This is a genomic window from Arthrobacter sp. 05L421, assembly GCF_056397785.1.
In genome coordinates, this window is the sequence record NZ_JBFTOC010000016.1 from 52,516 (window position 1) to 72,106 (window position 19,591).

Consider the following 19,591-nt stretch of genomic DNA (forward strand, 5'->3'; position numbering starts at 1 on the left):
GGACACAATCGCCGCGCGTGCGTAAGCTGGGAATGATGAATACTTCAGCCCTCCCCGCCGCGCTGGCGGACATTGTCGATGATTTCCAGGCCCTGACCGAAGCAGAGCGCCTGCAGTTGCTGCTCGAGTTCTCGCAGGGATTGCCGGAACTTCCGGAGCGCCTCCGGGACCACCCGGAACTGCTGGAGCAGGTAGTGGAATGCCAGACGCCGCTCTTCCTCGCCATCGAGACGGAACCGGCCGACGGCGTCGCGCCGGAACGCGTCCGGCTCTACTTCAAGGCACCCAGGGAGGCCCCGACCACCCGGGGCTTCGCCGGGGTGCTCCATGAGGGACTCGACGGGCTCAGTGCCGCGGAAATCCTGGCCGTCCCGGATGACATGCCCGATCTGCTGGGCCTCACCCGGGCCATCACTCCGCTGCGCATGCGCGGGATGACGGCCATGCTGGGCCGGATCAAGCGCAAAGTGGTCGCGTCCGGAGCCCGGCCGTCGCCGGCGCAGTCCTGACCTAACGCTCGGACAGCCACGGGACATGGCCCGCAAACACGCGTCGCAGGGAACTCCGGCCACCGCAGCACTCGCGGCCGCCGGGGTTCCCTTTGTCGCCCACCCCTACACCCATGACCCTGCGGCGGCCAGCTATGGCCTGGAAGCGGCGGAAGTGCTCGGCGTCGACCCTGCCCGGGTCTTCAAGACACTGATGGTGGACGTCGACGGCCGGCTCGCCGTCGGCGTCGTGCCCGTGAGCGGAAACCTGGACCTCAAGGCGATGGCCGCAGCCCTGGGCGGCAAGAAGGCAGAAATGGCCGACCCGGCAGCGGCTCAGCGGCGGACCGGATACGTGCTCGGGGGCATCTCACCGCTCGGGCAGCGCCAGTCCTCCCCCACGGTGGTGGATGACAGCGCCCTGGGGCTGGAGACCATCCTCGTTTCCGGCGGACGGCGGGGCCTGGACATCGAGCTGGATCCGGCCGAGCTCATTCGGCTCACGGCGGCCCGCACCGCCAGAATCGGGACCCGGTGCGACTGACGCGGTCTCAAGCCACGGTCGCAAACCACGGGCTCAAACTACGTTCTCAAACCACTGCCTCAGACTTGCTGTCCCTCTCGAGACGAGAGCTCGCGGCCGACTGCGCGAAAAAACAGTGCCGTGAACCCCTAGTTGGATGTGGCGTTCCCGGCCGCCGGCTCCTGGTCGCCGGGGTTGGCACGCGGCGCCAGCTGCTGCCGGAGCCAGGCCGCGACCTGCCGCTCCCAGCGCTCCGGATCGACGTTCCATTCCTTGGTGTGCAGGGCCTTGTCGAAGGGCTCGAACGTGACCATCTCCGGATTCTTCTCGGCCAGCGCGGCCGAGGGCCCGAAAGGGACGTATTCGTCGTCCACGCTGTGCACAATGAGGGTCGGTGTCCGCAGCTCCACGGCCCGCGAGACCCAGTCCATCGCTTTGAGGTCAACGGGCGCGGCCAGCCCGGTCAGCCGCCGGCCCAGGCGGTGGCTGAGCATCAACTGTCCGTAGCGGCCCACGGACGACGGGATCCGGTTCAGCTCCGCGTGGTGCGCCAGCACGTTGACCCAGTTGATCACCGGCGCGTCCAAGACCATAGCCCGGATCAGGTGGCGATGCCGGGAGAGGTCGGCCGTCTGGAGGCAGATCGCGCCGCCCATGGACCAGCCGAACAGGACCACCTCGCGGGCGCCGTGTCCGAGGGCATAGCCGATCGCGGCCTCGACGTCGCGCCATTCGGTGGAGCCCAGGCCGTAGCGCCCGTCGCTCGCCGACGGTGCCAGCCCGTCGTTTCGGTAGGAGATCAGCAGGCTGGACATGCCCAGTTCCCCGGCGGTCCGGAGGGCCCGGAGGCCCTCCTGCCGGGTGGCGCCGCGCCCGTGCACCATGATCGCCCAGACGTCCGGGGTTAGATCCTCAGCCGCCGACGTGGCCCGGACCAGCCAGGCCGGCGCGGTACCGGCATCGACGTCGATCAGCACGTCCTCCACTGGAAGCCCCAGCGCGGCCGGATCCGGATAGGCCGCCCCGCTCCACCAGCCGCGCCGTGCGGTGGCAATGTCCCCGCTGTAGACGTGCTCAACCTCGCGCAGCACGGTCCGTTCGGCCGGCGAGTATGACAGGATCCGGCCGATCCGCGCATGGCCACGGCCGCCGTCGAAGAAGAAACCGTAGACCCCGTCCACCGTGGAATCCGGGGTGGCGGCGAGGATGACCTGCAGCGCCCGCCCCTCGCGGATGACGGCGAGCACTTCCTGGTCCTCTGCGCGGAACCGGGCCGGCGTGATGACCCGGCGGGCGAAATAGAGCGCGAGGGCGGAGGACCCGGCGGCGAGCACGCCCGCTGCGGCGCTGCCGCCGATGATGCCCCCCAGGGCCCACTTGGCGCTTCCGGACGGGGCAGTGGCGGTGCCCGCCGCAACTGGGACAGTCCGGCGGTCAGGGCGGAGGCGCAAGGTGGTTGCCATGGCACCATTCTTACTGAACCGCAGCCCAACCATGGCATTGCATGGCTAAGTCGGCGCGAACACGCACGGGCGCCGCGGGACACAACCATGCAGGGCACCACGAGCGCGACTAGGCTGGGGTCATGAGTGATCCAATCGTCATTTTGACAGAAGAGCCCCTCGGTGCGGATGACCGCGTCAACATTGAAACCCTGATTGCCGGCGGTGATGCGCCCGTGCTGATCCTGGTGCCGGCCAACACCGAGCGGCACCTGGTGGTGGATTTCCTGGAGAACCTTTCCTTGCTTGAAATCGCCAAAGCCTTCCGTGAACTGACGGCACACTCCGACCCCTCCGTAGAGCGGGCCGAAGCCGCCGACACCCTGGCCGCCTCGCTGGCCGCACTGTCCGGCCTGGGCGGCGGCGTCTCGGGCGAAGTGGTCGAGGGCAAGGCTGTGGACGGCCTGGTTGCCAAGGTCAAGGAACTCAGTGCCGGCCAGGCCGTGGTGATCACCCGCCCGCACGCTGTCGCAGACACATTCCACACCGACTGGGCCACCAAGGCGCAGGACAAGCTGGGGCTGCCCGTCCTGCATCTCTACGCCGGTTCGGGATTTATCGGGGACTCCTGAGCGTTGTTGAAGCATGAGCATTTTTAACAGGTCCAAATCCATGCCCTCGGCAGTACCCGCCCCCGAGGCCGCCGCAACGCTGGAACAGCCCTCTGGCGAACAGCCGACAGCCCACAAGCCGGTTGAAAAGACCGATGCCCAGTGGCGCGAGGAACTGACCCCGGAAGAGTACCGCGTGCTCCGCCAGTCCGGCACCGAGCGGCCGTACACCGGCGAATATTGGGACACCCACACGCGGGGCCTCTACCAGTGCCGTGCCTGTGGCACCGAACTCTTCACCAGCAACGAAAAGTTCGACTCGCATTGCGGCTGGCCGTCCTTCTGGGCGCCGCTGGCGGACGGCACCGTGCGCTACATCCATGACCGCACCATGGGCATGGACCGGGTGGAGGTCCGCTGCGGCACGTGCGATTCCCACCTGGGGCACGTGTTCGACGGCGAGGGCTATGGCACCCCCACGGACCAGCGGTTCTGCATCAACTCGGTCTCCCTGAAGCTCGTTCCCACGGACGACGCCGGGCAGTAAGCCGGCAGCCCTTCCCCTGCTTCCGCTGGAACGGCTTTTCGGAATCAATTGCCACAGACTTTCTTATGCTCAAGGCAATTTTGCATTAGAGCATCTGTTTGCTTGCTACGCTCGGTTTAGTTCCAGCGACACGCTCCACAGCAACCAGAAAGGCGACGATGACCACCACCGCTCTCACCGCCCCCGCCCCGATCACTGCCGGCAACCAGGAATGGCTGCGGCTCAAAGCTGCCGCAACGGCCCTGCAAGCCCTCCAGGTCAAGGACGGATCCGTGCCGGATGCCGAAGCCCACGACGCAGCGGCCGGCCACGTTGAAACCATCACCGCGGCGGTCGCGGCCCTGGCCCCGTCGTTCCCGCACGATGCCCGTTACCTTGACCTGCTCGTCACCGACTTCCGCCGGTGGGCCGACGGCGGCTTTGGCGTCCCGGATTTCCTGGATTCCCTGCAGGCCTTCCAGCCGCAGCAGCACCGGGTCAACGGGCTCCAGCACCTGGTCGTGTTCCCGATGTACACCCAGAACGGCAGCAGCAGCCGCCTCGTCGAGGCCGTGCTGATTGAGGTCATCTGGCCGGAGTTCATCGGCGGCCTGGAGACTGGCGAATACTCCAACAAGCTGTTCGTCCCCATCCGTTTCCTTGACTTCACCCCGGGCTACAACACCAACTCCGCGGTCCTCTTCCCGGAGACCGTCGCTGTCCGCGAGACCCCAACGTTCACGTGGGGCGCGATCTTCGCCGACCGCGAGGCCGCCCGCTTCCGCCGCGTCCTGCGCGCCGCCGCCGAGATCACCTCCCTGCAGCTGCCCGACGACGCCGCCGGACTGCTTGAGGACCAGGAGCTGACGCAGGAAACGTTCGTCATGTGGGACCTCATCCACGACCGCACCCACATGCGCGGGGACCTGCCCTTCGACCCGTTCATGATCAAGCAGCGCATGCCGTTCTTCCTGTACTCCCTGGAGGAACTGCGCTGCGACCTCACCGCCTTCCGCGAATCGGTGAAGATCGAGAAAGACGAGGACGCTGACCCGGAGGCACGCCGGCACGCCAAGCTGGTCCAGTACGCGGTGATCTTCGACCGGATCTTCCGCTTCGCCATCACGGGCACCCGCGTCCGAAACTACGACGGTCTTGGCGGCCAGCTGCTCTTCGCCTGGATGCACCAGCACCACGTCCTGCACTGGACCGACAGCAAACTCAGCATCGACTGGGACGAGGCCGCCGGCGTCGTGGTTGAACTCGGCGCGAAGATCGAGGAACTGTACTGGCGCTCGATCGACCGTCCCAAGATGGCCCACTGGCTCGCTGCCTACGAACTCATCTCCGGCACGGTCACGCCCAACCCGGCCTCGGTCTGGGCCAAGGGCCCGGACGCGCTGCCCCTGGACGGCCCGCCCCGGGGCCTCACGGATCAGGTCCTGGACGACGAGTTCCCGCTCTCCATGTTCTATGAGGCGCTGGAGAAGAAGATGCGGCCCGTTATCGAATCCACCGCCGGCATCACGGGTTCCTCGGATACGGGGACGGTCGCCGGCGGGGCCAGCGGCGTCCAGGCGCTGAACGCCGGATGAGCAATGGACGCACCTTGAACGTGCTGGTCACCGGCGGCAGCGGGCCGTCCGGGATCGCCACGGCCAGGGCCCTGCGGGACGCCGGCCACCGGGTCTTCACGGTCGGTTCTGATGCCGGCCGCATCGAGGCCGCCGCCGCCGAAGCCGGTGGCGGCGTCACCGCACTTGTTTGCGACCTCGCAGACCTGGCGGACGTAAAAGCCTTGCGGGCGAGCGTTGCCGGCATCGCCGGGCACGTCGACGGCGTCATCCACTTAGTGGGTGGCTGGCGCGGTGCGACAGGCATCACGGACCAGAGCGACGACGACTGGGACTTCCTGGAACGCAATGCCGTCACCACGCTGCGGAACGTCACTCGCATCTTCTTCGACGACCTCGCCGCCTCGGACAACGGACGCTTCGCCATGGTGTCCTCCACGGCCGTCAGCGCGCCGACGGCGGGCGGGGCCAGCTACATCGCGGCCAAGGCCGCCGCGGAAGCCTGGACATTGGCGGTCGCTGACGGATTCCGGCGGGCCCACGCGGCGACCGCCGGCGCGGGCTCCACCGGACAGGGAAGCGCGGACCAGGACAGCGCCCAGCGCGAACAACCGGAGCTGCGCAGCGCCGCCGCCATCTTTGTGGTGAAGGCCCTCGTTGACCCGGGCATGCGGGCGAAGGCCCCGGAACGGTCGTTCCCAGGCTTCACGGACGTCGCAGACCTGGCGGCTGCCGCCGCCGGGCTCTTCAACACTCCTGCCGGCGAGCTGAACGGGCAGCGGCTGCTGCTCAGCCGCTGAGCTGTCCCTGCTACTACGGCCCGGGCCAACGGCCCCACACACAGCGCCCCGGCTCTCCCCTGGCCTAGCCGCCTGACTTAACCCGCGACTTAGCCACTTGGGCCCGACCTCTTAGACTGAAAGCGTGAGCAAAACGATGACCAGCACAGTTGAAACTGTCCCTGCCGGCACTGCGGTGCGGCTCCACGATCCTTCCGTCCGCGGCTTCGCCTCGGACAACTATTCCGGCGTGCACCCCGAGGTTCTCGCGGCCCTGGCCGCCGCCAACGAAGGCCACCAAGTCTCCTACGGCGAGGACGACTACACCGCGCGCCTGCAGCAGCTGATGGAAGGGCACTTCGGCGAAGGCATCGAATGCTTCCCGGTGTTCAACGGAACCGGCGCCAATGTCCTGTCGCTGCAGTCTCTGCTGCCGCGCTGGGGTGCCGTCATTTGCGCCTCCACCGCCCACATCAACATGGACGAAAACGGTGCACCGGAGCGGATCGGCGGCATCAAGCTGCTGCAAGTCGGCACCCATGACGGCAAGCTCACCCCTGCACTGATCGACCAGGAAGCCTGGGGCTGGGGAGATGAGCACCGCGCCCAGCCGCTGGCCGTCTCCATCACCCAGACCACCGAGCTCGGCACTTGCTACACCCCGGACGAGGTCCGGGCCATCGCGGAGCATGTCCACGCAAAGGGCATGAAACTGCACATGGACGGCGCCCGGCTGGCCAACGCCGCCGCCCACCTGGGCGTCCCGCTGCGGGCCTTCACCCGCGACGCCGGCGTGGACATCCTCTCCTTCGGCGGCACCAAGAACGGCCTGCTGTTCGGCGAAGTTGTGGTCGCCCTGAACCCCGACGCCGCCCACGGACTGGTTTACCTGCGCAAGATGAACATGCAGCTCGCTTCCAAGATGCGGTTCATGTCTGCCCAGTTCATTGCCCTCCTCGAGGGTGACCTGTGGCTGCGGTCGGCCTCACACGCCAATGCCATGGCCGCCCGGCTGCGCGCCGGCGTCGAGGGCATCCCCGGCGTCGAACTGAGCCAGAAGACCGAGTCCAACGGCGTCTTCGCCGTCCTGCCTGCCGGCGTAGCGGACCGGCTGCGCAAGTCCTTCCGCTTCTACGACTGGAACGAGGCGGCCCGCGAGGTCCGCTGGATGTGTTCCTTCGACACCACCGAGGAAGACGTTGATTCCTTCATTGCGGCCATCAAGCGCGAGCTCGCCGCTGCCTGAGCCCAGCCCGGCTTCCCCTGCCCGGCGGCGAGCCTGCCGGGCAGGGGCCAGACCGTTGCATAACCTTCCAAGGTGAGCTCCCTCGATCAGGTTCCGGCAGATTTCCTCTTCGCCTTGGGGACCCTTCGACAGGCACGCTGCCGCAGCGAGCTGCACCTGGACGAAATCCCGGCCCCTTCACGGCTGGCGCCGTTCGCGGTGGCCCTCGGGGCCGAGGTGATCGGACCGGGCGAGCCCCCAGCCGGCGCGCCGGTACACGGCCCGGCTGCCGCGGCCCTCGCCCGCGCGTCCGGCAGTGACGACGTCGAACTGGCCACCGGCCGCTTCATTCTGCTCCACGATCCCGACGGCTCTGCCGTGTGGGACGGGGAGTTCCGGATCGTCACCTACATCCGCGCCCAGCTGGAGCCCGAGATGGGCAACGACGAACTCCTGGGGTCCGTGGCCTGGACGTGGCTGGTCGAGGCGCTCGATAACCACCAAGCCCCGTACCGCTCCGCCGGCGGCACCGCCACCAGGGTGCTCTCGGAGAGCTTTGGCACATTATCCGACCGGCCGAATTCCATCGACATTGAGCTCCGGGCCTCCTGGACCCCGGCCACCCCGGACATCACCCTCCATCTGGAAGCGTGGTCGGACATGGTCTGCACCTTCGCCGGACTGCCGCCGCTGCCCGAGGGCGTGACACCCCTTCCCCGGCGCCCCCGCGGACACGCATGAGGCGCCTGTTCGGCCACGGTCACGGCCTTAGCCGCCATGTTGTCGGTAAACTGTAGAGACCATGACCCCTCAGAATCCGGAAATCAGCACGGCCGGCGCCATCCGCAATACGGCCGAGGCTGCCGACACCACAGCCCACATCACCGTGGAAGGCTTCGACAGCCTGGTCCCTGAAGTGATCGACCTCGACGTACCCCGCGACGGCGTGCCCCTGGTCATTGAAACCCAGTCCGGACTCGAACGCTGCGCCGCAGCCCTCGCAGCCGGCCACGGCCCGGCGGGCGTGGACGCGGAGCGGGCCTCAGGTTTCCGCTACGGCCAGCGCGCCTTCCTGGTCCAGATCCGGCGCGAAGGCTCCGGGACCTGGCTGATCGATCCAGAACCCTTCGGGGACCTGAGCATCATCAATGACGCACTGCGCGGCGTCGAATGGATCCTGCACGCCGCCAGCCAGGACCTCCCCTGTCTGTCCGAACTCGGCATGTGGCCGGACAAGCTCTTCGACACCGAGCTCGCCGCGCGCCTGGCCGGACTGCCCCGGGTGGGCCTCGCTGCCGTCATCGAACAGCTCCTGGGCTTCGGCCTGGCCAAGGAACACTCCGCGGCCGACTGGTCCACCCGTCCCCTGCCGGAACCGTGGCTGCGCTATGCGGCGCTCGACGTCGAAGTCCTCACCGAACTGCGCGAGGAACTGATCGAACTCCTCGTGGCAGACGAAAAACTGGAATTCGCCGAGCAGGAATTCGCCGCCATCCTCGAGGCCGGACAGGCCCCGCCGCGCGTTGATCCATGGCGCAAGACGTCCGGACTGCACCAGATCCGGGACCGCCGCCAGCTGGCCGCAGTGCGGGAACTGTGGCTGGAACGCGATTCCCTGGCCCAGAAGCGCGACGTCGCCCCCGGCCGGCTGATCCCCGACTCCGCCCTCGTGGCCGCCGCCAAGGCGATGCCCTCCACGGTTCCCCAGCTCCTCGGCACCAAAGGCTTCCACGGCCGCGCCGCCCAGCGCGAGGCGCCCCGCTGGCTGCGCTGCATCAGCATGGCCAGGGCACTCGAGGACCTGCCGCCGCTGCATCTGGCCACCAACGCTCCCCCGCCCCCGCGCGTCTGGGCGGACCGGGACCCGGAGGCGGCCGCTCGGCTTGCCACCGCCCGCCCGAAACTGCAGGCCAGGGCCGAGGAACTGAACCTGCCAGTGGAAAACCTGCTGACTCCGGACTACCTTCGGCGGGTGGCGTGGCGTCCCCCGGCAGAGCTCAGCGAGGAAGGCGTGGCCGAGGAACTGGCGAACCTCGGGGCGCGCCAGTGGCAGATCGAAATTACTGCGCCGCTGATTGCCCAGGCCTTCCTGCACCCGGCGCCGCTGCCCGCGAAGGAGCCCAAGGCCCCCGCCGAGGCGCCATCGGATTCCACCGTCTAGCAGATATTTTCCGGGCCGCTCCTTCCCTCCTTGCCAGCTATGTTACTGGCGAGTAACATTATTCATGATGTCGTTCGGATCCGCCTGCCTGAGGCAAGCCCTGCCACAGGCCCGGATCCGGCAACCATGTCTCAATGAGGAGAAGCACGTGAGCCAAGCCCAGAGCACCAGCAGCGCGATTCCCCGCGCCGCCGGTCCCCGCACTGTGCGCGACGTCGTCTTTGTCGACGGCGTCCGCACCCCGTTCGGCCGCGCGGGCGAAAAAGGCATCTACGCCGGCACCCGCGCCGACGACCTCGTTGTCAAGTGCATCCGCGAACTGATGCGCCGCAACCCCTCCCTTCCTGCGGACCGGATCGACGAGGTCGCGATCGCCGCCACCACCCAGACCGGCGACCAGGGCCTGACCATCGGCCGCACCGCCGCGCTGCTGGCCGGACTCCCCCGGACCGTGCCCGGCTTCGCAATCGACCGCATGTGCGCCGGCGCCATGACCGCCGTAACCACGACCGCGAGCGGCATCGGCTTCGGTGCGTACGACGTCGTGATCGCCGGCGGCGTGGAACACATGGGCAACCACCCAATGGGCGCCGGCGCAGACCCCAATCCGCGCTTCATGTCCGAACGGATCGTGGACCCTGCCGCCCTCAACATGGGCAACACGGCCGAGAACCTGCATGACCGCTTCCCGGCCATCACCAAGGACCGCACGGACGCCTACGCCGTCGCCTCGCAGGACAAGCTCGCCGCCGCCTACGCCAATGGCCAGATCCAGCCCGGCCTCGTGCCCGTCGCCACCATGAAGCCGGGCCAGGGCTGGACCGTCAACACCGTGGACGAACCCCCGCGCCCCGGGACCTCACTCGGGGACCTGGCCGCCCTCAAGACCCCGTTCCGCGCCCATGGCCGGGTCACGGCGGGCAACGCCGCGGGCCTGAACGATGGCGCAACGGCCGCCCTGCTGGCCTCCGCCGAGGCCGCCGAGGAACTCGGACTGCCGGTCAGGATGCGCCTGGTCTCCTACGCCTTTGCCGGCGTGGAACCCGAGGTCATGGGCATCGGCCCGGTCCCGGCGACCGAGAAGGCCCTGAAGAACGCCGGACTCGGCATCGGGGACATCGGCCTCTTCGAAATCAACGAGGCCTTCGCCGTCCAGGTCCTCAGCTTCCTGGACCACTTCGGGATAGCCGACGACGACCCCCGGGTCAACCGCTACGGCGGCGCGATCGCCGTCGGGCACCCGCTGGCGTCCTCGGGGGTCCGGCTGATGAACCAACTGGCCCGGCAGTTCGAAGAGGACCCCTCGGTCCGCTTCGGCATGACCACGATGTGCATCGGCCTGGGCACGGGGGCCACCGTAATCTGGGAAAACCCGCTTCACGCGGACTACGGCACCGAAACACCCGGCACCGCAGCACCCACCACCGACGCCCGGCAGACCACGACCACCGAGACTGGAGCAACAGCATGAGCGCCGCTGATTTCCGCAAGCTTGCCGATCTCTTCCCGACTGAGACGGTCACCCATTCCTATGTCCAGGACATCGAACTGCCCGCCGTCGACGGCAAGAGCCCCGGCACCTTCGCACTGGTCACCCTCGACAACGGCCTGGACCACTCCAAGCCCACCACGCTCGGGCCCAACACCCTGATCGAGCTCGGCACGGTCCTGGAAAGGCTGAAGGAACGCGCCGCCCGCGGCGAGATTGCCGGCGTCGGCGTCACCGGCAAGCCGTACTTCCTGGTGGCCGGCGCCGATCTCTCCACGGTCAAGTCGGTCAGCGGACGCGAGCAGGGCCTGTGGATGGCCCAGCTCGGCCACGACGTCTACTCCACCCTGGCCAACCTGGGTGTGCCGAGCTTCGCGTTCATCAACGGCCTGGCCCTGGGCGGCGGCCTGGAGATCGCGCTGCAGTCCACTTACCGCACGGTCTCCACCGGCGCCGGCGCGCTGGCGCTTCCCGAGGCCTTCATCGGGCTCATCCCGGGCTGGGGCGGCGTCTACATCCTGCCGAGGCTGATCGGGCCAGAGAACGCACTCAAGGTCATGATCGAAAACCCGCTGACCAACAACCGCACCCTCACCGGGCCGCAGGCCTACGAGCTCGGCATGGCGGACGCGATGTTTGAGCCGGCCGACTTTGTGGAACAGTCCCTCGCGTGGGCCGCGAAAGTCATCGCCGGCGCGGCGGCGCCGGAGCGGGCGAACGCCGTGGACCCGTCCGCTCCGGAGGTCACCGCACGCTGGGCGGCCGCCGTCGCCAAGGGCCGGGCATTTGTGGAGGCCAAGACCTCCAATGCCTCACCGGCGCCGGCCAAGGTCCTGGACGTCATGGAAGCCAACCGCACCCTGACCCAGGCGCAATCCGCCGAGCTCGAATGCGAAACTCTGGCGGACCTCATGCAGACCGACGAGTTCCGCTCTACCGTCTACGCCTTCCTGGACCTCGTGCAGCGGCGCGCCAAGCGTCCCGCCGGCGCCCCCGACCGCAAGCTCGCCCGCCCGGTGACGAAGATCGGCGTCGTGGGCGCCGGGCTGATGGCGAGCCAGCTGGCCCTGCTCTTCGCCCGCCAACTCAAGCTTCCGGTGGTGCTGACGGACATTGACCAGGCCCGCGTAGACAAGGGCGTGGCCTACGTCCACGCCGAGGTGGACAAGCTCCTGGCCAAGGGGCGGATCAGCCCCGACGCCGCCAACCGCACCCGCGCGCTCGTCACGGGATCTGTTGACAAGGAGGCCTTCGCCGACGCCGACTTCGTCATCGAGGCCGTCTTCGAGGAACTCAACGTCAAGAAGCAGGTCTTCAAGGAAGTCGAGGCCATTGTCTCGGCAGAGTGCATCCTCGCGACCAACACCTCTTCGCTGTCCGTCACCGCGATGGCGGAGGACCTGGAGCACCCTGAGCGCCTGGTCGGCTTCCACTTCTTCAACCCGGTGGCCGTGATGCCGCTGCTGGAGATCGTGCGCGCGCCGAAGACCGACGACGCCGTGCTGGCCACCGCGTTCGAGCTCGCCAAGGGGCTCAAGAAGTCCGCAGTGCTGGTCAAGGACGCCCCGGCGTTCGTGGTCAACCGCGTCTTGCTGCGCCTCATGGGCGAAGTCACCGCGGCCTTCGACGAGGGCACGCCCGCCGACGTGGCGGATAACGCACTGCGGCCGATGGGCCTGCCCATGACTCCCTTCGTGCTCGGTGCCATGGTGGGACTGCCGGTGGCCCAGCACGTCCAGGAATCGCTGCACACGGCGTTCGGGGACCGCTTCAGGGTCTCGAAGAACCTGCAGTCCCTGATCGACAACGGCGTGACGTCCATTTGGGCCGCGCAGAGTGGGACGCCGGTGCCAGGCCCGGACGGCAAGCCATTCGTCCCGGCCGAAACCCTGGCGCTGATGTCCTTCGGCAGCAAACCGTCCACCGGCGGGGAGGTGCTGCGCCGGACGCAGGACGCGCTGGCGCAGGAAATCGGGCTCATGCTCGAGGAGGGCGTCGTCGCCGGCCCCGAGGAGATCGACCTCTGCATGATCCTCGGTGCGGGCTGGCCGATGTTCCTGGGCGGCATTACCCCGTACCTGGACCGGGTAGGCGCATCGGAGCGGGTCAACGGGAAGAAATTCCTGGCGGCAGGCGTGGCGTCCGAGCCGGCTTAAAGCTGGCCTGCGCGGCCTCCCGCCGACCTGCCCCGGCGGGAGGCCGCCTACTGCCCTGTGGCGCCGCGCGTGTTCAGGCGGCGCGTGCCGGTGCCGCGCGTCCGGAGTTAGATCCTGCTCAGCCGGCCGTCCCTGAGTTCCAGGACCCGGTGCGCGTTCAGCCGGGCGTAGGCCAGGTCATGGGTGACCATGACGACGGCGGTGCCCGTTTCGGCGGCGCGGGCGACGGCGGACTGCAGCGCCGCGAGTCCGTGCCGGTCCAGGCCCACGCTGGGCTCGTCCAGGGCCAACACCGCCGGTTCGCGGGCCAGGACCGTGGCCAGGGCGAGGAGGCGCTGCCGGGAGGCAGAGAGTTCGGCCGGGTGGGCGGCCTCCGTGCCGGAGAGTCCCACCGCGGCCAGCGCCGCCCGGGCCTTGCCCTCGGCATCGGCTTTCCCGAACAGCTGCCGGAGTCCGAACGCTGCCTCCCGCAGGACAGTCCGTTCGAACAGCTGGTCCCGGGGGTGCTGGAACAACAGGCCCATGGAGGCCGCGACGGTTCCCACCGGCACGCCGGTAATGCTGCGCCCGCAGACCCGCACATCCCCCTCCGAGGGCCGCAGAAGTCCGTTGAAGTGGCGCAGCAGTGTCGATTTGCCCGCGCCGTTGGGCCCGGTCACGGCAATGATCTCGCCCGGATTCACGGCCAAGTCCACGTCCCGGAGGATCCGGGCCCGCGCGGGGTCGGGGGCGCCTCGACGCCGCGGGTCCGCGCCGTAGCCGAACCCTACCCCGCGCAATTCCAGCGATGCCGGCCCGGGGCCGGGCGCCGGGACAGGAACCCGACCGGGACCACGGGCTCCGGCAGCGAGGCTGAGCAGAATAGCGCCGGGGGCAGTTGCAGCAGGGCCACCAACGCTCGGCCCAGCAGCGCCGGGACCAGTTGCAGAAGAGCCACCAACGCTCGGCCCAGCAGCGCCGGGGCAGCTAACACCAATCACCCCGGCCCGCTGCAGCTCGGCCGAGCCGGCCAGCTGCGCCGACGTTCCCGCAGCGGTGACCGTCCCGCCGTCGAGCACTATCCAGTGCGTCGCTTCGGCGGCGAGGCGGTCCGCCGCCTGGCTCAGCAGGACGACGCCGGTCCCGGCGCCGCTGAGGCTGCGGATCAGCTCCTCAACCTGCGCGGCTCCGGCCGCGTCCAGCGATGCCAGCGGCTCGTCCAGGATGAGTATGTCCGGTTCCGTGATGACGGCGCAGCCCATGGCGAGCCTTCGCAGCTCTCCTCCGGAGAGCGTGGCCGGATCCCGGTCCAGCAGGTCCGAGAGTCCCGTGCGCGCGGCGGTGCGTTCCACCGCGCGGAGCATGTCATCGCGCTGCGTCGCACGGTTTTCCAAGCCGAAGGCGAGTTCTTCGGCGACCGTGGCGCGCACGGAGGAGAGCATCGCGGCCGCGTCCTGCGGGACGAACGCCACGCGCCGGGACCATTCGGCGGGGTTGATCCGGGGATCGTCGGGCGTGCCGTGGAATTCCAGCAGAGTGTCGCCGAGCTCCAGGCTGCCGCGGAATTCTCCGGCGTGACCGGCGCGGAGCCAGCCGGCCATGAGTTTGCCCAGTGTGGATTTTCCGCTCCCTGAGCCGCCCAGGACGGCGGTCAGGGAGCCCGGCGCGACCGAGACCGCCATTCCGCTGAGCACCGGGGTGTTCTCGCCGTGGAACGTGAACGCCTCGATCCGGATCTGCAGCGCGGTCCGGGTGGTCGCCGTCATGACGGCACTCCGGCAGGCCAGGAGGCCACAATCCGCGCCGCGACGGCGGCTGCCGCGAACAGCAGGGCGGCAGCCCGGAAGCGGCGCTGGGCGGGCGGGTCGCCGACTTCGCGGTAACTGGTGCGGGGTCCCGGAGTGCCGAAGCCGCGGGCGTCGAGCGCCTGGGCGCGGCTGCCGGCGTCGTCGATCAGGGCCAGGACCAGCGGCACCATCTGCAGGCGGAGGGCACCGAGCCGCGACAACAAGCCGCGCCGGACCACCATCCCGCGCGTTTCCTGCGCCTGCCGGATCCGGTCCAGGCGGACCGCGACGGCGGGCAGGAGGGTGAGGGTGGAGGCCAGGACGAAGCCGAACTGCGGCGGGATCCTCCGCCCGGCGAGGGCGGAGACGAGGTCGGGAACGCTGACGGTGAAGGAAAAGAGCAGGAAAACCAGGACGCAGGCGGTGGTCCGGGTTCCGAGTTCCAGCGCGAAGCCAAGGCCCTCGGCCGTGACCCTGGCCGGCCCCCACTGGGCGAGCACGGTCTGGCCTTCGGGGAAGAACAAGCCGTGCAGCACCAGCAGGGACAGGCACAGGGGCGTCAGGATCACCGCCGCGGCGGGCAGGACTCGCCCTGCCACTCCACGGCGCACCGCGAGGAGCACCGCGGCGAGGGCCACGGCGACAGACAGCGGCCAGTACGCGGCCGCCGTTGCGACGACGGCGGCGCAGGCGGCAGCGGACAGTGCGGTGAAGGGGTGGAGAGGCGGTTTCATGTCATGGTCGTGGGGTCGGAGTGTCACTACCACACTGTCACAGCAGTCACAGCAGAGGAGTCAGGCGTCCGGCGCTGCCGGGGCCTTGCCGGCGAGCACCCGGTAGCGGCGCACGAAGGGGAACTGGAAGGTGGTGCGGCGGGGCAGGGCGTAGGCGAGCAGCGCTGCGATCGCGAAGACGATCGCTTTGTCCATGGGATCGGAAATCAGTGCCTGTTTGGTAATCGCGGCCAGGAGCGTGTCCCCCATGGCACGGAAGGCGCTGACGATCGCCCCCGTGCCCAGGCCTGATGTGCCGCCGAAGACGAACGCGGCGATCGGGGCGGAGACGACGCCGGCCAGGATGCCGGTGACGAAGCCGGCGATGGGCGCGAAGTAGAAGCGGCGGAACAAGCCGGCGCGGGCGGCCATGCCGGCGAGGAAACCGATGAGGGCTGCGCCGGCGGCGAAGGGCAGGACGGTGGGGTTGAAGAAGGACCAGACGATGCTGCTGAGCGCGCCCGTGGCGGCACCGGCTGCGGGGCCGGCGAGAACAGCGATCAGGACGGTGCCGATCGCGTCGATGTAGAACGGCAGGCCCGTGCTGCCCATCAACTGTCCGAGGACCACGTTCAGAACCAGCGCCACCGGGATGAGGACAACGGTGGAAGTGGGGAGAACGGGCAGGACTGCCACAAGCAGCAGCACCGCGCCGAGCAGGAAGCCGCCCAGGGCCACGAGGGCCGAGAAACTGGCCGGGCCGTTAGCAATGTCCGCGGGCTGGGTCAGCACCAGGAAGATGTACGTGGCGGCGATGGAGGCCGCGCCTGCGATTTCGAGCAGGCGGCGCCTGCGGCCGGCCGCCTGTCCAGGGGCAGTGATGGTGAGGGCTGGCTGTGACATGGGGGTTGTTCCTTTGGCTGGGTGCAACAAGTTCCGCCTCATGTCACCTCGGCGCAGCTACCATTCTAGCGAGCAGCTGCCCTTTCTGGCGATCTGCGGACCCGCCCGGGAACTCCCCGCCGTGACTGAACAAAGATGCCCGGCGTCAGGGCGTCGAGGAACTGGGGCCTACAGCGCGGGCGAGGGCGCCGACCGAGGAAATCAGTTCGTCGAAGCAGTGTTCGGGGTTGTTGTCAGAGACAATCCACGCGTTCGGCGGCATCCCCCACAGCCCGCGGTAGTCGGCCACTGTGGTGCCCATCAGCAGCGGGGAGTCCGTTTCGACGTCGACAGTGGCCAGCCGGGTGGCGAACGGTGTGCGTCCCGCGGCCGCGCAGGCCGCGAAGGCGTCGTGCACGTGCGCCACGTAGCCCTGGTCGTAGAGCCGGTGAAATTCCATATAGAAGCGCAGTGCATCGGAGAGGCACGCGACGAGGGGGTTGCGGGACTGGCTGCGCTGGCCTTCGGGCTGCTCCGGGAGGACGAGTTCCGGCGCCGCACCCGCGGCCTCGCCGAGGCGGCGCAGGTGCTCCGGGTGCATCTCGATGCGCTCGGTCATTTCCAGGGCACACAGCACCGGCAGTTTGTCCTCGGGCATCCCCCGGTAGGCGGCAAACACCTCCTTGGCGGCATGCGGGTCCACCGAGGTGTTCCATTCGGCCGTCGGGGTCGTGTTGCCCTGGTAGTAGAAGCTGCCGCCCATGATGACGAGTCCCTTGAGCAGCCGGGGCAACTCCGGCTCGCGGCGAAGGGCCAGGGCGAAGTTGGTCAGCGGGCCGGTGATCAGCCCGGTGATCTCGCCCGGGTGCGCCCGCACCTCCTCCACCCAGACGTCGACGGCGTGCCGCGCCGAGATCTGCTGGCGCGGCGGCGGCAGCTCAGCGTAGCCAATCCCCTGCGGCCCGTGGGTCTCCTCGGTGGTGACCAGCGGGATCTCCAGTGGGATTTCGGCGCCAGTGGCCACCTCGATGCCCTCGCGGCCGCACAACTGAAGCAGGGCCAGGTTGTTCAGCGCCACCTGGCTGGCCCCGACGTTCCCGGCGGTGCACGTGATTGCCTGGAGGTGGACCTCGGGCCTGGACAGCAGATAGACCAGCGCCAGGGCATCGTCAATCCCGGTGTCGACGTCCATCAGGATCGAGTGCGTGACGGCCGGGCCGGCCGCGGGGGCGCCCACAGCCTGACCGTTCAGGGCCGGACCGTTCAGGGCCCGCTCGTTCAGAACAGTGCCACCTTGGGCGTGCGCGGGAAGAGATCATTCAGCTCGGCCAGGTCGGCCTGGCTGGGGATCCAGGCCACGGCAGCGGCATTCTGGCGCACCTGCTCCGGCGTGGTGGCACCGGCGATGACACTGCTGACGGACGGCTGGGCGGCAAGCCAGGAGAACGCCACCTGGACTTCGTTGAGCCCCCGCGCGGCGGCGAACTCGCCGAAGGCACCCAACTGCTCCCAGTCGGCGTCGTGGACCAGGTTGGTGCGGGTGTGGCTGAGTCGGGATCCCTCAGGGGCCTTGCCTGCCGAGTATTTGCCGGTCAGCAGGCCGTTGGCGAGCGGGAAGTACGGCAGGACGCCCAGGCCGTAAGCCTCGGCCGCGGGTGTTACCTCGAGCTCGGCGCGGCGGTCCAGCAGGTTGTAGTGGTTCTGGCTGGAGATGAAGCGGGCTCCCCCGCGGGCGCGGGCCACGTATTCGGCCTCGGCGATCTGCCAGCCGGCGCGGTTGGAGTGGCCGATGTAGCGGACCTTGCCGCTGGTGACGAGGTCATCGAGGGCCGAGAGCGTCTCCTCGACGGGCGTGAGCGGGTCCGGGGTGTGGAACTGGTAGAGGTCGATCCAGTCCGTGCCGAGCCGGCGCAGCGAGGCTTCCGCTGCCTTGATGATGTAGCGGCGGGATCCGCGCGCCCCAAAGTCCTCGCCATTGGCGCCGCGCATGTCCATGCCGAACTTGGTGCCGATGACCGCGTCGCCGCGGCGGGCGCCCAGGGCTTTGCCGAGCATGGTCTCGCTGAGGCCCGGCTCCCGGCCGTAGGTGTCCGCGACGTCAAAGAAGGTAATCCCGGCGTCGAGGGCCGCATGGACGACGGCGTCGGTGCCTTCCTGCGATTCGGTCACGGTCCCGGAACGGCCCAGGTTGTTGCAGCCAAGTCCCACAACCGAGACGGACAGTCCGGAATTTCCTACGCGGCGGTATTCAGTCATGGATTCAGCCTATATCGCCCCGGCCTGCGGCCCGTCCAAGCCCGCCCGGGCGTCCTGTCCAAGCCTGCCGCCGGGGACTGCAGCTAGCCTGCGGGCAGTTCCAGCCCGTGCTCGTCCATGGCGTCCTGGAGTTGCGCCATGGTGCGCGGGCAGACGCCCGGCATTCCGGCAAGCCGGCGCCGGCCAAGCTGCACGAGGTGTTCGAGGGTTTCGACCCCTGCGTGTGCAAGTGACTTGCGCGCGGGCGCCGCCAGTCCTGCGGGGAGTGGAGTGCTGCCTGGTTGAGAGGATTTTCGCGTCACTGCGTTGCCTTCCAGTCGGATTCCCCCAAACTGATGTGAGCCGTCCCCCGGCTCCTTACCGGTGTTGCCTAGAGCGTGAAGCTGTTGGCCGGTTTCGGTGAGTGCTTGAGCTTAAAAGTGTCCTCGCCAAACGGCGCGGCGCCAATGCTCAGCTTGGTAAAGTCCAGGTCCTCGCCGCGGATACAGACCTTGATGGCGCTGACCGTCTTGTTGACGTCCGGGGTGAGGCAGAAGATATTGAGCCTGGCGTCGGAAAACTCGCTGCGGTCCACAATCCCCAGGCCACGCCAGGCGAGGTGGCTGATCAGGGCGTCCTTGGCCTTTTCCTCGAGGTACCGGTCCCGGCTGGTCCCGTCCTTGGTCTTCAGCGCGTATTGGGCCACCACCCAGAACTGTTCCTGCTCGGGGATTTCGGCGTACCCGTCCTCGGCGCACTGCACGGCGAACGCGTCCATGAGGCGCTCGGCGGCTTCGGCGTTTTCGACGTCGGTCTCGTCTGTGCTGCTCTGGTGTCCGACGACGCCGTGGTTCATCACGAACTGTCTGTAGTCCTCATCAAACCAGGCTTCCCTGAACTGCAGGGTGCCCTCTTCGTCGCGCTTGTAAACCCGGATAATTCCACTCATATGCCAGTTCCTTCCTGGGCCGTCCGGTGCCCAAAGAGCGGCGGAGGACGGGGTATTGCTCAAAGATGTGCT

General features: G+C 68.7%; 19 protein-coding genes. 11 read left to right on the forward strand and 8 right to left on the reverse strand.

Annotation, left to right across the window (positions count from 1 at the left end; genetic code table 11):
• Window positions 1–35: 35 nt before the first annotated feature.
• Together AC1DKQ_RS16955 and ybaK are read left to right on the forward strand one after the other, a co-directional pair.
• A complete protein-coding gene (locus AC1DKQ_RS16955; RefSeq protein ID WP_476885811.1) occupies window positions 36–509 on the forward strand; it encodes a SufE family protein in 474 nt (157 codons plus the stop codon).
• A 25-nt stretch (window positions 510–534) separates the two neighbouring features.
• The gene (ybaK, locus tag AC1DKQ_RS16960) at window positions 535–1,032 is read left to right on the forward strand and encodes a Cys-tRNA(Pro) deacylase (RefSeq protein ID WP_476885812.1); all 498 of its coding nucleotides are present in this window, start codon (window positions 535–537) and stop codon (window positions 1,030–1,032) included.
• Between the two features lie 128 nt (window positions 1,033–1,160).
• On the opposite strand, the gene AC1DKQ_RS16965 is transcribed toward ybaK, so the two are convergent.
• Complete coding sequence (locus AC1DKQ_RS16965; protein WP_476885813.1) at window positions 1,161–2,474, reverse strand: alpha/beta hydrolase family protein; 1,314 nt, start codon at window positions 2,472–2,474, stop codon at window positions 1,161–1,163.
• A gap of 122 nt (window positions 2,475–2,596) precedes the next feature.
• Between AC1DKQ_RS16965 and AC1DKQ_RS16970 the strand changes: the two genes are divergently transcribed.
• The 9 genes from AC1DKQ_RS16970 to AC1DKQ_RS17010 all read left to right on the forward strand — a co-directional run bounded on the left by AC1DKQ_RS16970 (window position 2,597) and on the right by AC1DKQ_RS17010 (window position 12,974).
• Window positions 2,597–3,085 carry a hypothetical protein gene (locus AC1DKQ_RS16970; RefSeq protein ID WP_476885814.1) on the forward strand — a complete coding sequence of 163 codons (489 nt, stop codon included), beginning with the start codon at window positions 2,597–2,599 and terminating at the stop codon, window positions 3,083–3,085.
• Between the two features lie 13 nt (window positions 3,086–3,098).
• Complete coding sequence (gene msrB / locus AC1DKQ_RS16975; protein WP_476885815.1) at window positions 3,099–3,611, forward strand: peptide-methionine (R)-S-oxide reductase MsrB; 513 nt, start codon at window positions 3,099–3,101, stop codon at window positions 3,609–3,611.
• A 158-nt stretch (window positions 3,612–3,769) separates the two neighbouring features.
• A complete protein-coding gene (locus tag AC1DKQ_RS16980) occupies window positions 3,770–5,185 on the forward strand; it encodes a DUF6421 family protein (protein WP_476885816.1) in 1,416 nt (471 codons plus the stop codon).
• On the forward strand, window positions 5,182–5,964 hold the full coding sequence (locus AC1DKQ_RS16985; protein WP_476885817.1) for an SDR family oxidoreductase: 783 nt from the start codon (window positions 5,182–5,184) through the stop codon (window positions 5,962–5,964). Before AC1DKQ_RS16980 ends, AC1DKQ_RS16985 begins: the two co-directional genes overlap by 4 nt.
• 136 nt (window positions 5,965–6,100) lie before the next feature.
• Window positions 6,101–7,189 carry a threonine aldolase family protein gene (locus AC1DKQ_RS16990; RefSeq protein ID WP_476919639.1) on the forward strand — a complete coding sequence of 363 codons (1,089 nt, stop codon included), beginning with the start codon at window positions 6,101–6,103 and terminating at the stop codon, window positions 7,187–7,189.
• A gap of 72 nt (window positions 7,190–7,261) precedes the next feature.
• On the forward strand, window positions 7,262–7,909 hold the full coding sequence (locus AC1DKQ_RS16995) for a DUF3000 domain-containing protein (RefSeq protein WP_476885818.1): 648 nt from the start codon (window positions 7,262–7,264) through the stop codon (window positions 7,907–7,909).
• Between the two features lie 61 nt (window positions 7,910–7,970).
• A complete protein-coding gene (locus tag AC1DKQ_RS17000; protein ID WP_476885819.1) occupies window positions 7,971–9,329 on the forward strand; it encodes an HRDC domain-containing protein in 1,359 nt (452 codons plus the stop codon).
• Between the two features lie 148 nt (window positions 9,330–9,477).
• Complete coding sequence (locus AC1DKQ_RS17005) at window positions 9,478–10,800, forward strand: thiolase family protein (RefSeq protein ID WP_476885820.1); 1,323 nt, start codon at window positions 9,478–9,480, stop codon at window positions 10,798–10,800.
• A complete protein-coding gene (locus tag AC1DKQ_RS17010; protein WP_476885821.1) occupies window positions 10,797–12,974 on the forward strand; it encodes a 3-hydroxyacyl-CoA dehydrogenase NAD-binding domain-containing protein in 2,178 nt (725 codons plus the stop codon). The genes AC1DKQ_RS17005 and AC1DKQ_RS17010 overlap by 4 nt, the downstream gene beginning before the upstream one ends.
• A gap of 107 nt (window positions 12,975–13,081) precedes the next feature.
• Here the strand turns inward: AC1DKQ_RS17010 and AC1DKQ_RS17015 are convergent, their stop codons facing one another.
• The 7 genes from AC1DKQ_RS17015 to AC1DKQ_RS17045 form a co-directional block, all read right to left on the reverse strand.
• The gene (locus tag AC1DKQ_RS17015; RefSeq protein ID WP_476885822.1) at window positions 13,082–14,719 is read right to left on the reverse strand and encodes an ABC transporter ATP-binding protein; all 1,638 of its coding nucleotides are present in this window, start codon (window positions 14,717–14,719) and stop codon (window positions 13,082–13,084) included.
• Window positions 14,716–15,474 (reverse strand): energy-coupling factor transporter transmembrane component T, encoded by a 759-nt coding sequence (locus AC1DKQ_RS17020; protein ID WP_476885849.1) that lies wholly within the window; start codon window positions 15,472–15,474, stop codon window positions 14,716–14,718. The genes AC1DKQ_RS17015 and AC1DKQ_RS17020 overlap by 4 nt, the downstream gene beginning before the upstream one ends.
• Window positions 15,475–15,534: 60 nt before the next feature.
• Entirely contained in the window at window positions 15,535–16,356 is an 822-nt protein-coding gene (locus AC1DKQ_RS17025) for an ECF transporter S component (protein ID WP_476885823.1), read from the reverse strand.
• A gap of 145 nt (window positions 16,357–16,501) precedes the next feature.
• Window positions 16,502–17,527 (reverse strand): nucleoside hydrolase, encoded by a 1,026-nt coding sequence (locus tag AC1DKQ_RS17030; protein ID WP_476885850.1) that lies wholly within the window; start codon window positions 17,525–17,527, stop codon window positions 16,502–16,504.
• An 86-nt stretch (window positions 17,528–17,613) separates the two neighbouring features.
• The gene (locus tag AC1DKQ_RS17035) at window positions 17,614–18,591 is read right to left on the reverse strand and encodes an aldo/keto reductase (protein ID WP_476885824.1); all 978 of its coding nucleotides are present in this window, start codon (window positions 18,589–18,591) and stop codon (window positions 17,614–17,616) included.
• An 83-nt stretch (window positions 18,592–18,674) separates the two neighbouring features.
• Complete coding sequence (locus AC1DKQ_RS17040) at window positions 18,675–18,893, reverse strand: helix-hairpin-helix domain-containing protein (RefSeq protein WP_476919628.1); 219 nt, start codon at window positions 18,891–18,893, stop codon at window positions 18,675–18,677.
• A 68-nt stretch (window positions 18,894–18,961) separates the two neighbouring features.
• On the reverse strand, window positions 18,962–19,519 hold the full coding sequence (locus tag AC1DKQ_RS17045; RefSeq protein WP_476919629.1) for a hypothetical protein: 558 nt from the start codon (window positions 19,517–19,519) through the stop codon (window positions 18,962–18,964).
• Between the last annotated feature and the right edge of the window lie 72 nt (window positions 19,520–19,591).